We start from the raw sequence: 15,416 nt of genomic DNA, 5'->3' as shown, positions 1-15,416 counted from the left end.
CCGGGACGACCCAGAGGGATGCCCGCTGTGGTGGCGGCAAGCGAGACCTCCATCGCGTCGGCGAAGTTCTGGCGGATCGCGTCGGCGCCGGGGGTGAGCACGTTGCCGGGAATGATCGTGGTCACGCGGATTCCGGCAGGCGCGAGCTCGGAGGCGAGCGCTTTGCCGTAGGCGTTGAGGGCGGCCTTGGCGGCACCGTAGTGCGCCAACGGCGGTGCCGGCGTGAGGGACGCTCCCGACGAGATGTTGACGATCACACTGCCCGACCCGGCCTCGCGCAGCGCCGGTAGCAGCTCGTTGTTGACTCTCACAGCGGACAGGTAGTTGAGGTCGAGCGCGTCGATCCACTCCTCATCGGGGATGGATGAGATACCACCGATGTGGGCGCGTGCCGCCGCCGCGTTGTTGACCACGATGTCGACGCCGCCGAGTTCGTCGAGCGCTGCCGCAGTGAATGCCCGCACGCCCGCGAGCGTGCCGATGTCGCCCTGAATGAAGGTCGCGGCCCTCGGCGTCTCGTCGGAGGCGTTACGCGCCGTGGTGACGACCGTCGCGCCGCCGTCGAGCAACCGCCGCACGATGGCGGCGCCGATCCCGCGAGAACCTCCCGTGACGACCGCGCGCCTGCCGGCGAACTCGGTGGGATCCGGCGGGGCAGGAGCTTTGAACATGAGCTCACAGTAGCGAGTGCCAAGGTGCTCGGCGGGCTGATCGTCAGCACGCGTCGCGGGCTTGGCGCGACCTCGCCGACCTTGCCGTCGGACTGGGCAAGCGCGGCGCGGCAATTGCTGATTCAGCGACGGCCGAGCCCCCGGCGCGCCGTCGTGATGGACGGCTGCCGGGGGCTCGAACGCAGTCGGTCAGGCCTGGTTGCCGTTCGGCAGCACCGCTGCCATCTCGTCGCCGGCGCCGGCGAGCACGCGTGCCTGCTGGGGCCAACTGCCCAGCCCAGGTGCGGCGCGCAGGCCGGCGGCCCGGATCAGGTCGCGCAGCGCCGGCTCGTCCAACCCGCCGAGCTGGTCGTAGGTGCGCACGCCAGCGTCCTGCAACGCGGCCGCCATCTTCGGCCCGATCCCCTGGATCCGGCGGAAGTCGTCGGCAGGGCCCGTCGGGTCGGCGTCGACGCCGCTGATCGTCGTGTCGGCGGCCGAACGGACCGGAGGGGTCACGGCGGGGGTCGGGCGGACCGGAGGCGCGGCCACCGCCGACCGCTCGGCCTCCGCGGAGGCAACCGCAGGCTCGGCGTCCACGGAATCGGCGTGCACCGGCTCAGCATCGGACGGGCCCGGGGTCCCCAACGCCTCTGCCGGCGTGGCGTCGACCGCCGTGGCCTTGGTCTCCACGTCGTCGGCCGGGCCACCGGGGGCCGCCACGTCGTCGACCAGCGCCGAGTCGATCGGCGTGCTGTCGACGGGCGCGGTGTCGGCGGGCGCGGTCTCGGCCGGCTTGGCCGCGACCGGCGCATCGTCGATCGAAGCGTCGTCGGCCGGCGTCGTGTCGAGCGGTGCGCTGTCGGCGGACGGGAGGTCGTCCGCCGGCTGGCGGGGGGCGACCACGGCCGCCGGGGCGGGCTGCTCGTCGACCGTGACCGGCTCGGTGGCCGAGTCCACGCCCGGCTCCTGCCGCAGCTCGGCGGCGTCGGGCTTCTCGGTGACCGGCACGGGCGGCGGGTCCTCGGTCAGCGCCATGTCCGCCGGGTCGACGGTGCTCGGGGCGTCCGCCGGCACGGGCACCGGGGTGGGACCGTCCGGTCCGGTCACTGCGGCCGGCGCGCTGACCGTGTCGACCGGTACCGGCTCGTCGGCTACCGCGGTGGGTGCCGAGTCGACGGCGGCGGCGGGCTGGGCCTCGTCGGTGGTGGCGGCCGGCGTGGGCGTGGAGATCACGGCCAGACCGGCGACGGGGTACCGTCAACTTCTGGTAGTCGGCGGCGTAGGGCTGATAGGTCGGGTTGCCGGAGTAGGCGACGTGGACCTGGTAGGCCCCGGGCCGCAGGTCGGCGGTCTGCAGTTCGACGACGGCCTTGCCGTGCGCCAGTGGCACGACGTGCACGGCGCCGCCGAAGGTGACGGTGACCTCGCCGGTCGGGGTCGGAGCGTGCTGCTTCGGTCCGCCCGCCGGCCCGACAGTCACGCTCAGTGTGAACGTGTCCCCGCGGACAACGGACGCCGCCGTGGCTTTCGCCTTGACCTTGACGGCGGCCGGGCCGGAGGGCACCTCGAACGACGCCGTACCTTCCGACGCCTTCAGATAGTCGAAGCCGACGTACTCGGCTTTGACCGTCCGGGCACCCGCGGGCAGACCCGTCGGCAGCGTGACGGTCGCCGCACCGTCGCTCAGGTGGGCGAGCTTCGACCACGAGCCGATGCTGATCCGTACCTGACCGCCGGTCTCGAACCCGTCAGCTGCCGTGACCGTCACGGTGGCAGTGGTCGTCTGGGCCCCGCTCACGTACGGCTCGACAGCCACCTCTGTGGTGGTGGTGACGTCGCTGTTCGGGATTCCGCGGATGTCGTTCCACTCGCGGACGGTCAGCGGGATCACGGTGCCGTGCCGGGGGCGGACGACACCCGCGTTGGTCATCGTGATCGTCTTGGCGTTCCAGGTAGGAGCCTCGATGTTCTCGTGACACGCGGCCTGGTACCCACCACCGTTCGTGTACCGGTCACCCCAGAGGTAGAACTGGCCGGGGCAGGCGGTGTCACCGGGGTTGGCCTTGAAGATGACCGGTCCCTCGTACCCCTGGTTGGCGACCCACGTCGTGCGCCCCAGAGCAGGCGCGACCAACGTCCAGTTGGCGATGTTGCTGTCCAGGAAGTCGGTGTGCTTCTCCGAGAAGATGTCCGAGCCCTGGTTGCCGGCCTCGTTCTTGGTCACCCGGTAGTAGTGGTCGCCGACGCGGATCGCGGTCGTGTCGATCCGCGACAGCGGGGCCGGATCTTGCCAGACCTGGGGAGAGGAGAACGTCTTGAAGTCCCGCGTCGTGGCGTACCACATCTGCGCGTTCCCCTGACCGGTGCGGTTCACGGGGTCGTTCCACAGCGACTGGGCCCAGAACACGACGTAGGCGCCGAGCTCTTCGACCCAGAGCGACTCTGGTGCGAAGGCGTTGCCCGCATTGTCGGGCGCCACCTTCACGTGCCGCTGAGGGGTCCAGTTAACCAGATCGTGCGACTCGAACACCTCAATGTACTGAGTGTCGTTGATGGCGTACCCGCCCTGGTCGTACCAGTTCAGGTCGGTGGCGATCATGTAGAACGTGTCGCCGTCGGGGGAGCGGACGATGTGGGGGTCACGAAGCCCCTGGTCGCCCAGCTGGGAGATGAGTGACGGCCGACCTCCGGTCAGACCGGTCCAGTCCAGAGCGGTGTTTCCGTTGGAAGTGGCGAACATGATCTGCTCGCCGTCGGCGATCCCCTCTCCCTTGAAGTACCCCATGAAGTACCGCTCGTACTCCTCCGAACGCGGCATGGCGGTGATGGTCACCGGGAACGACTTCTTCTGCGAGGCCTTACCCTTGGTGATCGTCGCCGTCAGGGTCGCGGCAACGTCCGCACGGCCGAAGGCGGGGCGGCTGACCACGCCCGTCGGGGTGACGAGGCCGGTGGTCGACCTCCAGGTGATAGTGGATCCGAACTCTCCCTTGGCGGCGAGGTCGAGGTTTCCGCGTACGCCGTCGGCGCCGTCCACTGTCAGATCGAAGGCGTCACGGTCGACAGCCTGCGCATCGTCGAACTCGGCCTTCACCACCACGGGGATCTCCCGTGTGGTGACCTCCTGCGCGCCCTTGCGGACAGTCGCCGTCAGCGTGGCTGTCGCGTCGGCCTGTCCCTGTGCGGGCCGGGTGATCCTGCCGGTCACGTGACGCCCATCACAAAGTCATAGCCTCCGGCCGTTGCATCGAGAGCCACGACTCCCCGGAGGTGTGTCAGATGGCTGCACCCGAACCGGAGGCGCCGCCCACGGCGCCGACCAGGGCAAAGGACCACAGCCCCTGGAACTGGTTGCTCTTCATCCCCATCGTGGTGCCGCTGATCCCGGCGTTCTTCAATGGCGACTCGCCCCGGGTCTTCGGCTTCCCGCGCTTCTACTGGCTGCAACTGGCCTTCATCCTGCTCGGCGTCGGCACCACCACGTTGGTCTACCAGATGACGAAGAAGCGGGGAGGCCGCTGATGTGGCGCGACCATCTCACCGAGATCATCGTCTTCTCCCTGCTGTTCCTCCTGGTCAGCGTGATGGGCTTCGTGGCGGCCCGGTGGCGGGCACCGAAGGACATGGCGCACCTGGACGAGTGGGGGCTGGGCGGGCGCAGCTTCGGCGGCTGGATCACCTGGTTCCTGGTCGGTGGTGACCTTTACACCGCGTACACCTTCGTGGCGGTGCCGGCGTTGATGTTCGGTGCCGGCGCGGCCGGGTTCTTCGCCGTGCCGTACACCATCGTCATCTACCCGCTGGTCTTCCTGGTGCTGGTGCGGCTCTGGTCGGTGTCGCACCGGCACGGGTTCGTCACGCCGGCCGACTTCGTCCGCAACCGGTTCGACTCGCCGGTGCTGGCGCTGCTGATCGCGATCACCGGCATCGTGGCCACCATGCCGTACATCGCGCTGCAGCTGATCGGCATCGAGGCGGTACTCAAGACGATGGGCGTCACCGGCGACAACGCGCTGGCCCGACACCTGCCGATCATCATCGCGTTCGCCATCCTGGCCGCCTACACGTACCAGTCGGGGTTGCGCGCGCCCGCGTTGATCGCGTTCGTCAAGGACAGCCTGATCTACATCGTGATCCTGGTGGCGGTCATCTACCTGCCGTACAAGCTGGGCGGCTGGGGTGACATCTTCGCCGCCGCGGACGCGAAGTTCGACGCCTCGCCCAACCCGAACGACGGCATCCTGCTCAACGGCAACAACCAGCTTCAGTACGTGACGCTGGCGTTGGGCTCGGCGTTGGCGCTCTTCCTCTACCCGCACAGCATCACCGGTGTGCTGGCCAGCCGGAACCGCGACGTGATCAAGCGGAACATGTCGGCGCTGCCCGCGTACAGCCTGCTGCTCGGGTTGATCGCGCTGCTCGGCTACATGGCCATCGCGGCCGGCGTGAAGCCGCTGCCCGGCGCCAAGGAAGGCACTGTCGACAGCAACACCGTCGTGCCGTTGCTGTTCGACCAGCAGTTCCCCGACTGGTTCGCCGGTGTCGCGTACGCGGCGATCGGCATCGGCGCGCTGGTGCCCGCGGCGATCATGTCGATCGCGGCGGCGAACCTGTTCACCCGCAACATCTACAAGGAGTACCTGAAGCGGGACGCCTCCCCGGCCCAGGAGGCGAACGTCTCGAAGATCACCTCACTGGTGGTCAAGGTCGGCGCTGTGGCCTGCATCGTCTTCCTCGACCCGCAGTTCTCCATCGACCTCCAGCTGATCGGTGGCGTGATCATCCTGCAGACGCTGCCGGCGGTGGCGCTGGGCCTCTACACCCGTTGGTTCCACCGCATCGGCCTGATCGTCGGCTGGGTGGCCGGCATGGGGCTGGGCATGTGGATGCTCTACCAGGTGGCCAGCCCGACCCGAAAGCACTTCGGCGGCTCCGCGTTCCCGCTGTCGGAGTTCGGGCTCGACACCACCAAGACGATCTACGTCGGCATCGTGGCGGTGGCGGTCAACCTGGCCGTGGCGGCGCTGGTGACGCTGGCACTGCGGGCCGCGAAGGTCGAGGAAGGAGTCGACGGCACCGAGCCGGACGACTACTTCGCCGACGAGGACGACCCCCGCGTAACCCCGGGCACCGAACGCGACGCCGACCCCACCCGAGAACCAGTCGCCTAACCCCAACCCCGGGCCCCGTCCGCGCCGGCCCCTTCCGCGTCGATCATGGAGTTGTGGTGCCTGGTTGAGACTGTTCACGGCAGTCGTCCCCCACCACAACTCCATGATCGACGGAGTCCGCAGCGGACAGCTACGGTCGGCCGGCTGACCCGATTCCCTTGAGGGCGAGGGTCAGCAGTTGTTCCGCCTTGGGCGCGCCCATCGGTTGCGCCGCGAGTGAGATGCCGTTGGCGAGGATCATCAGGTCGGCCATGGTGACGTCGGGCCGTACCGAACCCTCGTCGACGGCTCGGCGTAGCAGCGGTTCACCGGCGGCGACGAGCATCGCGCCGCAGGCCTCGGTCTCCTCGGGGGGCTCGTTCAGGAGGGATTCCGCGAGGCCGCGGGTTGTCGTGGCGTACGCGGTGACCTCGTGCAGCCAGGTCGTCAGCCCGTCGAGGGCGTCCGGCGCGGCGAGCAGATCTCCGGCACGCGCCGCCAGGTTGCGGACGCACCCGCGGAAGACCGCCTGAAGCAGCGACCACCGGGTGGGGAAGTGCCGGTGCAGGGTCGCCGAACCGACCCCGGCGGATCGCGCGATCTCCTCCAGCGAGGCGTACGCGCCGTCGCGGGCGATCGCCTCGGAGGCCGCCGTGACGACGAGGTCGTAGTTGCGCTGCGCGTCAGCTCTCATGGCCCGCCTTGCAGAAGTGGGGTGGTCCCCCGTATCGTAGCCGACTGGAAGCGGGGGACCACCCCACTTGTTTCTCAGGAGGCATCGTGGCTGTTCTCGTCATCGGCGCGACGGGCAAGCAGGGCGGGGCTACGGCCCGAGCGCTGCTCGACAAGGGCGTCCCGGTCCGTGCCCTGGTCCGTGATCCCGGCGCCGACAGCGCCCAGGCTCTGCGGGATCGGGGTGCCGAACTGGTCACCGGCGACCTGGACGACGCGGAGTCGCTGTTCGCCGCGGCCGACGGCATGGATGGCCTCTTCTCCATCCCGTACCCGAACGTGACGGACATGCAGGGCGACGCCGAGGTGACCCGCGGCCGCAACGTCGTCGAGGCGGCGCGCCGGGCCGGTGTCTCGCACGTCGTGCACAGCAGCGTCTCGGGTGCCGGCGACTTCCACCGCAACCAGCCGGGATGGGCCGAGGGCCGGTGGGACAGGCACTACTGGGAGAGCAAGGCGGCCATTGACGAGATGGTGCGCTCTGCTGGCTTCGCGCACTGGACCATCCTGAAGCCCTCGACCTTCATGGAGAACCTCGTCGGCTGGTCCTACCTCTTCGGCGACTGGTCCAGCGGCACCATCATCACCGGCTTCGCCGCTGACACGCGGATGCCGTGGATCGCCGTCGACGACATCGGCGAGGCCGCAGCGATCGCGTTCACCGACCCGGGGAAGCTCGACGGCCAGGACGTCGAACTCGCCGGCGACCTGCTCACCATGACCGAGATCGCGGCCATCCTGAGTGAGGTCACCGGCCGGGCGATCACCGCTCCCGTGCTCACCCCGCAGCAGGCCGTCGAGCGCGGCCTGCTGCCCGCCATGGTCAAAGCGGTCGAGCAGATCAACGAGAACGGAAGCCCGGCCCGTCCGGAGATGGCCCGCGCCCTCGGCCTGCCCACCACCGACTTCCGCACGTGGGCGCGGCGAACGTTCTCCTGAGAACCAGTCGGTCGCGGACCCGCGCCGGGTGTGGGTCACGCGGCCGGGCCGGGTGTGTTTGGCGGTGGGACGAGTTTCGTGCGGCTGGATGGCGCGGTGAGCCAGGCCCCGAGACCGCCACGCGTGGTCAGCGGCGGCGGTTGCGGTCCACCAGGGCCTGGTTGAGGCGACCCAGCAGTCGTGCCAGGGTCTCCCGGTCATCGGTGGTCCAGTCAGCGAGCATGTCCCCGTAGAGCCGGGTCCGGGCAGCCTGGACGGCCGCCATCCGTTGCAGACCGGTCGCGGTGGGGGAGATGACAGTGCCGCGGCCGTCGGACGGGTCCGGGGTACGGGTGATCAGGCCGTCGCGCTGAAGCGCGGACACCTGTCGGGTGACTGTCGAGCCGTCCAGGTTGAGCCGGGCGGCGAGCGCCGAGACGTTCTGCGGGCCGGCGTCGGCCAGGTGGCGCAGGATGACGTACGCCGCGCGGTCCAGCACCCGGTGCTCGGCGGTGCCGGTGGCCCGCCGGGTGGCCTCGCCGAAGCGCATCAGCAGGGCCACCTCGGTCTCGATCTGGCCGAGGGTGCTCTCGTCGTGGTCGTCGCTCATAGCTGTATCATACAGAATAAATACCTGTACGATACAGCTATCTGAGGAGTCGGAGTGGATCGGCGTTCCGAACCGAACCGCAGTGCCATCTACGCCACCACGCTGGTGGCCTTCCTCGCCATCGCCGGCATCGCCGTCGTCGACCCGATCCTGCCCGCCATCGGCGAGGCGATCGGCGTCACCGCCTGGCAGGTCGAGCTGCTGTTCACCGCGTACATCGCGGTCATGGCCCTTGGCATGATCCCGGCGACACTGGCCAGCGGCCGCTTCGGCTTCAAACCGGTGCTCATCACCGGCGTCTCCGTGGTCGGCGTCGCCGCGATCCTCGCCTCGTTCAGCGACAACATCGTCCAGCTCTCCGTGCTGCGCGGCGTCTGGGGGCTGGGCAACGCGATGTTCTTCGCCACCGCCATGGTGGTGCTCGTCAACCTGGCCGTCGACAGGGAATGGGTGGTGGGCCTCTTCGAGACCGCCCTCGGCCTCGGCTTCGCCGTCGGACCGCTGATCGGCGGCCTGCTCGGCGAGGTCAGCTGGCGGCTGCCGTTCTTCGTCTGCGGCGTCTTCATGGTCCTCGCCCTCGGCGTGGCCTCCCGCAAACTCCGCGAGCCCACCAACCGGCAGGCCCCGGTACGCGTCGGCCAGATCTTCGCCACCTACCGCCGCCCGGCGTTCATCGCCCTCTGCGTGGTCACCGCCGCGTACAACTTCGTGTTCTTCGTGGTGCTCGGCTACACGCCGCTCTTCCTCGGCCTGGACGTCATCCCGCTGGGGCTCGCCTTCACCGGCTGGGGTCTCGGCCTGGCCGCCGGCATCATGGTGATCGGTCACCGGCTGGCCCACCGCATCGGTGCGGTACAGACCGTCGGCGTGGCCATCGCCGGGCTGCTGGTCTGCATGGTCCTCTTCGCCACCTCCACCAGCACCGCCGAGGCGCTAGTGGTCCTGGTGCTCGCCGGACTCTGCATGGGCCTGGCCAACGCCAACCTCACCGACCTGGCGCTCGGCCTCGGCTCCAGCGACCGGCGCGTCGCCACCGGCGCGTTCAACCTGGTCCGCTGGGGCGCCGCCGCGCCGGCACCGATCATCTCCGGCAAGCTCGCCGAGCAGTCACTGGCGCTGCCGTTCTGGGTCGGCTTCGGGGTGCTCGCCGTCGGCGTGCTGGTCTACCTGGCCTTCGCGCACCTGATGGCCGCCGGCTACGGCGAGCGGGTGCTCTGGTCCCGCTGGAACCGCGCCGCCGCCGACACCGAACACGAGCCCGTCGGCGAGACCTACTGACCGCTGGGCGGCCGAGTCAGTGCAGGGCGCGCCAGAGCAGGTAGAGGCCGATCGTCGTACCGAACACCACGATCACCGTCTTGAGCACCACCGGCGGCAGCCGGCGGACGAGCCGCGCGCCCGCGTACCCCCCAATGAGGGTGGCGGGCGCGACCACCGCGACCGCCGCCCAGTTCAACGGGCCGAACAGGGCGAACACCACGAGCGTCGTCAGCCCCACCACCGCGGAGAGCAGATTCTTGATGGCGCTCACCCGGGCCAGGGTCGCGTCCAGCACCAGGGCCAGCCCGGCCACCAGCATCACCCCGAGCGCCGCACCGAAGTACCCGCCGTACACCGCGCCGAGCGCGACCATCGTCTGCACCGCGACCGTCCGCCGGCGTGGCGACAGGTCCCGGGGGTGACCGACCAGCCGGCGCAGCGGGTCCTGAAAGGCCAGGACCGCTGTCGCGCCGAGAACCAGGAAGGGTACGACCAGCTCGAACGCGCGGGCCGGAGTGGCCAACAGCAGCAACGCCCCGACAATCGTCCCCACGATGGTGGTAGGAACGAGCGTGGCCAGCGCCCGGGGACGCGGCAGATCCTGCCGACTGCCCGCCACACTGGCCAGGTAGCCGGGGAAGACCGCGACGGAGTTGCTGACGTTCGCCGGCACCGGGGGCAACCCGATCGCGATCATCGCCGGAAAGGTGATCAGCGAACCGCCACCGGCCACCGCGTTGACAGTGCCAGCGGCAAGACCGGCGGCGAGCAGCAGCGCGGCGTGGGAGAGATCCATAGCCCCACGAGGCTAGCCGTCGCCTTCTGAGCTGGCTTCGCGGGATCGCGGGTGAGCTGCACGATCTTGCCCAGGCGGGGCGGCAATACCGGCACCACGCTCGTCGTTAGGATGAGAGCGCGACGGACGAGTCGACCGGGCGGCCGCGTCGGCGGGCTTCGGCCCGCCGCCGAGGAACGTCCGGACTCCACAGGGCAGGGTGGTTGTTAACGGCAACCCGGGGCGACCCGCGGGACAGTGCCACAGAAAACAGACCGCCGACCCCAACGGGGACGGTAAGGGTGAAACGGTGGGGTAAGAGCCCACCAGCACCCCGGGTGACCGGGGTGGCTCGGTAAACCCCACCCGGAGCAAGGCCAAGCAAGGGCCGTCACCGCAAGATGACGACCCGGCGCAGACGCTTGAGGGCTGCCCGCCCGATGTCTGCGGGTAGGCCGCTGGAGCCTGCCGGCAACGGCAGGCCGAGATGGATGGCCGCCGCCGGCGCAAACCCCTCGGGGTACGCGCCGCGCACAGAATCCGGCGTACAGGTCGACTCGTCCGTCGCCCACCAGGTCAGAGCCCCCTGATCAGGCTCTGGGCTGGTCCTGCATCCAGCGCTGTACCTGACCTCGGTCAATGTTGAATGGCGTTTGACGGGCGGTGATGGCCCGGAGACAGCTTGGCTCGTGGCGGTTCCCGCCGTTGGCGTGAATCGCTGGCAGTTTGTACGGCGTGCGGATGACCGAAGACGACGGCACGTGCCAACGCGGAGCTTGCCGCCGAGCCGGACGGCCTAGGGCTTGCGGTGGTTTGGCGAGTGCCGGCGGGACGAGTTCGACCCTCGCGCAACTTCGACTAAATCCGGGCTTTTGAGGCCAAACGGCGAATTGTTGATCTTGATCGGCCCTATCCACCTGCATCGCGCTTAAGCAGTAGCGCAGTTGGCAACGCGACGCTCCAGGATGGCCGGAGGCAGCCAGGTTAGGGGATAATGAGGCGATGAGGGCACGCCGAGTAGTGTTGTTGGTCACCTGCCTAGTCGTCGCAGGCTTAGGCGGACTTCTCGCCCTCATGCAGTGGGAGAGTGCCAATCGTCTGGCGACAGCGGTATCGGCGTTAGGCGCGGTAGCCGCCCTCGGTATCGCTGTTTGGGCAGGACTGTCCAACGCCCGTTCGGTGCCACAGGGCACGGTCCGGGTGTCCCGTACCGGGAACGCGGTCGCTGCCAAGAGGGGGTCCGCCGTCAGCGGTTTATCCAGCCGTGGCGCAGCTGTGTCGATCATCGCGGAGGACACTGGCGACGCGGAGGCCACTGAGGGGGGCGACGCAACCTCGGGGATCAGGGACGTCTCCTGACTCGATCGGCCTTCACCCAACTCAAGGAACGAAGGACCCCATGGCACTTGACGGACTGCGGCGAGCCCAGACTCGAGTAAGCGAAACGGGCGACGCTGCTGCCGAGAGCGGTGCCGTCGCGATCAGCGGCAGTAACACCGGGGATATAACTATCACTTCCGGCCCTGTTGCGCGCTCGGATTATCTAACACAAATTCGCCGGATGATCGCGCCTCACGAGCTCTTGGGGCGCGAGCGGGAGCTAGAGGAACTTGTTTCCTATTGCACGGCCGTTGATGCGAATCCGTATCTTTACCTGAGAGCAAAGGCGTGGTCCGGGAAATCGGCACTTCTGTCTTGGTTCGTACTGTCCCCACCGGAAAAAGTCAAGGTCGTATCTTTCTTCATTACCGCCCGACTGGCGGGTAACAGCGATCGCCTCGCTTTTTCGGAAGTGCTAATTGAGCAGCTTGCGGAAATGCTCGATGAACCAATGCCCGCGTTGTTGACGGATGCCACCCGCGATGCGCACCTCTTAGGCCTCCTTGAGCGAGCCGCGAATAAGTGCAAGGCGCAGGAGAAGCGGCTGGTGCTCGTTGTGGATGGGCTTGACGAAGACAGCGGCGTGACTGCCGGGCCGAATGCCTACAGCGTGGCTGCGTTGTTACCGACTGAGCCTCCTGGAAGCATGCGAATTATTGTCTCAGGGAGGCCCAATCCCCCGATACCTTCTGATGTCCCGGACCGGCACCCGTTGAGAAGCCTGAAGTCAATCCGAGCCTTGGCAGTGTCCCCCTACGCAGAGGTAGTACGTCAGGATGCGCAGCGCGAACTTAAGCGACTTCTTCAGGGTTCGCAAGCGGAGCAGGATCTGCTTGGGCTACTGACCGCATCGGGCGGCGGCCTCTCTGGAGAGGACCTGGCGGAACTTACCGGCTGGTCGTCATGGGAGGTAGGGGAGTACCTCGGGGCGGTTTCAGGTCGTACCTTTGGCACACGCGCAGGACGATGGCAATCAGACACCACCGTCTACGTACTCGGGCACGAGGAACTCCAGCAATACGCCGTGAGGTTTCTGGGAACCAATCGTTTGAGGACATATCGTGAGAGACTCCATAGCTGGGCCGATGAATACCGAGTCAGGACCTGGCCATCGGGAACGCCTGAATACCTCCTACGCGGATATTATCGACTGCTGGTGGCAACGACGGACCTGCCACGCATGATTGCTTGTGCTGTGGATGCTGCCCGTCATGATCGAATGCTCGACATAACCGGTGGGGACACAGCCGCTCTGTTCGAAATTACATCCGCCCAAGATGCGGTCGCCCATGAAGATCTCCCTGACCTGGGCGTGATGATTAGGATCGCGTTTCATAGAACACGCCTGCACGAACGAAATGTCAATATCCCCGCCGCCCTGCCGGGAGCCTGGGCGCAGATCGGAAAGTTTGGCCGCGCAGAAGCTCTTGCGCGTTCAGTCACCGATCCTTTCAGGCAGGTTCAGGCGCTGGCCGCTGTAGCGCGGGCAATAGCGAAGGCGGGCGATGCCGGCCGCGCAGTAATCTCTATCAATCACGGAGAGGCTGCCTGTCAAGGGATAGCCGACCCTTCTCTCAGGGCGCAAGCCCTAGCATCTGTGGCAAGAGCGGCGCTTAGCGTAAATGACAAGGGGCGAGGCGAAAGGCTAATCAATTGGGCTCTTGCGGAAGTTGAGGCGGTTCCTGCGAGCTCTCTGAGAGGGGAATCACTAGCCGGGGTAGCGAGAGCGTTCGCTGTCCTTGGCGAATTCGATCGAGCAGAATCGTTAATCGGATCATTCCGTCATCGCGCGCTTCGTTCTCAGGCACTAGTTGCGGTCAGCCAAGCTGCTGCCGTCGCTGGCGATTCGCGGCGCGCCAAGTCGATTGCGGCCTCCATTGGTATCAAATCTTTCCGGTCCCAGGCCCTGGCTGCTATAGCTCACGCCTTGGCGCAGCGGGGCCAGAAAACTGAAGCTTACGCGATTGCTTTGAAGGCAGAGGCGATTGCTCGACATGTCAGCGATCCCGCTGTTCAGGGCTGGACGCTCACGCCGATTGCTAGGGCTTTCGCTGCTGCTGGGAAATACCGTGAAGCGCGTCGAGCTGCGAAGCGGGCGGAGGCAGTAGCGAGTCGAATTTCTAGGCGCTCTCTCCGGGATAAAGGCATGGTTACTGCTGCGGCAGCAATGGCCGCTTCCGGCGAATTGAAGGAAGCCGGCAGGATTGCTGATTCAATCGCCGCGAAGCCTCTTAAAGCTAAGGCTTTGGCTCGTATCGCCTCGGAGGTGGCGGCTGGAGGAAACTGTTCTGAGGCAGAATCGATTGCGAGTCAAGCGGAAAGATTAGGAAGGTCAATCGGTGCTCCCGGGCTTCAAGACCGTACGCTTGCAGTTATTTCACGAGCGCTGGCTGAAGCTGGAAGCTTCACGCGCGCAGAAGAAGTCGCGATGCGCGTCCATGAAGCATCTGTACAAGACGGCGCGCTCATCGCAATCGCGGAAAAGGCCGCAATGGCTGGCTCGTTCGAGACTGCTGAGAGAGTGGCGAAGTCCATTCCTCGCGTCCTCGCCCAAATGCGGGCAGTTGTGGCAGTCGTTGGGGTAATGCGAGATAACCGCAACTCCGTCCGGGCGCAGGAGTTGGTCGCCTACGCCAATAGAATGATGCTTATGATTGATGACCCGGCGACGAGGCGCCAGGCTGCGGTGGTGCTAGCCAAAAAATCAAAAGAGATTGCACAAGAGATTGCTAAGATAACGCAGAATTCGAAAGAAGAAGAGGCATTACCAGGCTTCATATACGATGATTTGCTCGCTCGTATAACCGCAGTGCCAGTCGATCAAAGGGTTACTACGGTTGTGTTGGTTACTGAAGCTATGGATTCCGCAAAGCGCATCAGCGCGTTGGTTGGTCTTGCGAAGTCACTCGCTGTTCAAGGTGACCTAGAGACCGGGGAGAGGTTAGCGGAGCTCGTAGAGCCCCCGTACCCTCAAGCACGGATTCTTACCACTGTCGCGCATGTAGCTCTTCTGGCGGGAGATGTGGACCGAGCCAGAGGAATTGTTCGAGGGGTGAACAATGTCTCGCTGAGAGTTCGTGCGCTTTGCGACCTAGCCGAGGCAATGAGATCAGCGTCAATTGGTAGCCAATCAGTTATAACCGATCTTTTGGACGAGGCGGAGACGCTTGCTCGTTCAATTGATAGCAAACAACACCGGGACCGTGTTTTGGTGGGGGTGGCTCGCTCGGCCAGCGCTTGCGGACAGTTGCGGCGCGGCGAGTTGATTGTCCGCTCTATTGCGAATGATTCCCTGCGAGCGAAGGCTTTCACTGCGATGGCCTCTGCGGTTACTCGCGCCGGTGAAGTGAGCCGTGGTATTGAAATCACGCGATCTATCGCAGATCCTAAGAGGCAAGCTCATGCACTGTCAGAAATCGCTCAGATCAGTGCTTCTGCCGGGGATTTGGAGCAGGCGCAGGCGATTGCAACTCTCATCGCCGATCCGACGGAGCGTGAGAGGGTCCAGACAAAGATCTTCGGTTTGCTTGCAACGAGCGGGGACTATGCAGCGGCTGAAAGGCTTGCTTCCTCCATTAACGATTCATCTCGCCGTGCCCAGGCTTTCATAGCGCTGGCCGAATCGAATCCAGCCGAGTTGGAGCGGCTAATAGCGCAGGTGCTTCAAACAGGGAACTGGCAAGCCTCGGTTCCGGTGCTGGCCCGCCTACGACCTCTTGTTATTGAAGCTCTCACTGAAGAGCTTTTCCTTGAGCTTAATGCTAGCTAGCCACACTGACGATCCGCCTTCTGCCTGCCGTCAGAGACGCGGTGGATCAGGCTCCCATGTCTAACCGTGGTCGAATCCGGCTCTGCCGGCAGCGCAGGTGCCACCGACGAAAGGCCGCGGCAGCGGATACGACGAGGCGTGGCGCGATGACTTGCGAGCCTACTGCCGG

Annotated in this window: 10 protein-coding genes, 1 other RNA gene and 1 pseudogene; 6 read left to right on the top strand and 6 right to left on the bottom strand. The window is 66.4% G+C overall.

Annotation, left to right across the window (positions count from 1 at the left end; genetic code table 11):
- The 3 genes and pseudogenes from ABZ749_RS02985 to ABZ749_RS02975 all read right to left on the bottom strand — a co-directional run.
- Positions 1-671, bottom strand: a 671-nt coding sequence (locus ABZ749_RS02985; protein WP_357222194.1) for an oxidoreductase, incomplete at its 3' end; no start/stop codon positions are given.
- 189 nt (positions 672-860) lie between these two features.
- Positions 861-1,151, bottom strand: a pseudogene (locus tag ABZ749_RS02980) (hypothetical protein); the annotation flags it as partial.
- A 118-nt stretch (positions 1,152-1,269) separates the two neighbouring features.
- Complete coding sequence (locus tag ABZ749_RS02975) at positions 1,270-3,861, bottom strand: immunoglobulin-like domain-containing protein (protein ID WP_357222192.1); 2,592 nt, start codon at positions 3,859-3,861, stop codon at positions 1,270-1,272.
- Between the two features lie 71 nt (positions 3,862-3,932).
- Between ABZ749_RS02975 and ABZ749_RS02970 the strand changes: the two genes are divergently transcribed.
- Positions 3,933-4,175, top strand: coding sequence for a DUF3311 domain-containing protein (locus tag ABZ749_RS02970; protein WP_091409411.1), 243 nt, complete (start codon positions 3,933-3,935; stop codon positions 4,173-4,175).
- Complete coding sequence (gene mctP, locus ABZ749_RS02965; RefSeq protein ID WP_357222189.1) at positions 4,175-5,824, top strand: monocarboxylate uptake permease MctP; 1,650 nt, start codon at positions 4,175-4,177, stop codon at positions 5,822-5,824. Before ABZ749_RS02970 ends, mctP begins: the two co-directional genes overlap by 1 nt.
- A gap of 130 nt (positions 5,825-5,954) precedes the next feature.
- On the opposite strand, the gene ABZ749_RS02960 is transcribed toward mctP, so the two are convergent.
- On the bottom strand, positions 5,955-6,497 hold the full coding sequence (locus ABZ749_RS02960) for a helix-turn-helix domain-containing protein (RefSeq protein WP_357222187.1): 543 nt from the start codon (positions 6,495-6,497) through the stop codon (positions 5,955-5,957).
- 86 nt (positions 6,498-6,583) lie between these two features.
- Between ABZ749_RS02960 and ABZ749_RS02955 the strand changes: the two genes are divergently transcribed.
- Positions 6,584-7,474: an NmrA/HSCARG family protein gene (locus tag ABZ749_RS02955; RefSeq protein WP_357222185.1), complete on the top strand. Its 891-nt coding sequence runs from the start codon at positions 6,584-6,586 to the stop codon at positions 7,472-7,474.
- Positions 7,475-7,601: 127 nt separating this feature from the next.
- Here ABZ749_RS02955 and ABZ749_RS02950 read toward each other — a convergent pair whose 3' ends face one another.
- Entirely contained in the window at positions 7,602-8,063 is a 462-nt protein-coding gene (locus tag ABZ749_RS02950) for a MarR family transcriptional regulator (RefSeq protein ID WP_357222183.1), read from the bottom strand.
- 54 nt (positions 8,064-8,117) lie between these two features.
- Here ABZ749_RS02950 and ABZ749_RS02945 point away from each other — a divergent pair, with 54 nt between their 5' ends.
- Entirely contained in the window at positions 8,118-9,341 is a 1,224-nt protein-coding gene (locus ABZ749_RS02945) for an MFS transporter (RefSeq protein WP_357222181.1), read from the top strand.
- Between the two features lie 16 nt (positions 9,342-9,357).
- Here the strand turns inward: ABZ749_RS02945 and ABZ749_RS02940 are convergent, their stop codons facing one another.
- Positions 9,358-10,119 carry a sulfite exporter TauE/SafE family protein gene (locus ABZ749_RS02940; RefSeq protein ID WP_357222179.1) on the bottom strand — a complete coding sequence of 254 codons (762 nt, stop codon included), beginning with the start codon at positions 10,117-10,119 and terminating at the stop codon, positions 9,358-9,360.
- 127 nt (positions 10,120-10,246) lie between these two features.
- Between ABZ749_RS02940 and rnpB the strand changes: the two genes are divergently transcribed.
- Together rnpB and ABZ749_RS02930 are read left to right on the top strand one after the other, a co-directional pair.
- An RNA gene (rnpB, locus tag ABZ749_RS02935) (RNase P RNA component class A) lies at positions 10,247-10,662 on the top strand.
- 835 nt (positions 10,663-11,497) lie between these two features.
- Complete coding sequence (locus ABZ749_RS02930; RefSeq protein WP_357222177.1) at positions 11,498-15,247, top strand: hypothetical protein; 3,750 nt, start codon at positions 11,498-11,500, stop codon at positions 15,245-15,247.
- The last annotated feature ends 169 nt before the right edge of the window (positions 15,248-15,416 follow it).

This window comes from Micromonospora sp. NPDC047753 (assembly GCF_040642735.1).
Taxonomy (GTDB): Bacteria; Actinomycetota; Actinomycetes; order Mycobacteriales; family Micromonosporaceae; genus Micromonospora.
This window is presented reverse-complemented; position numbering and strand designations above follow the sequence as displayed.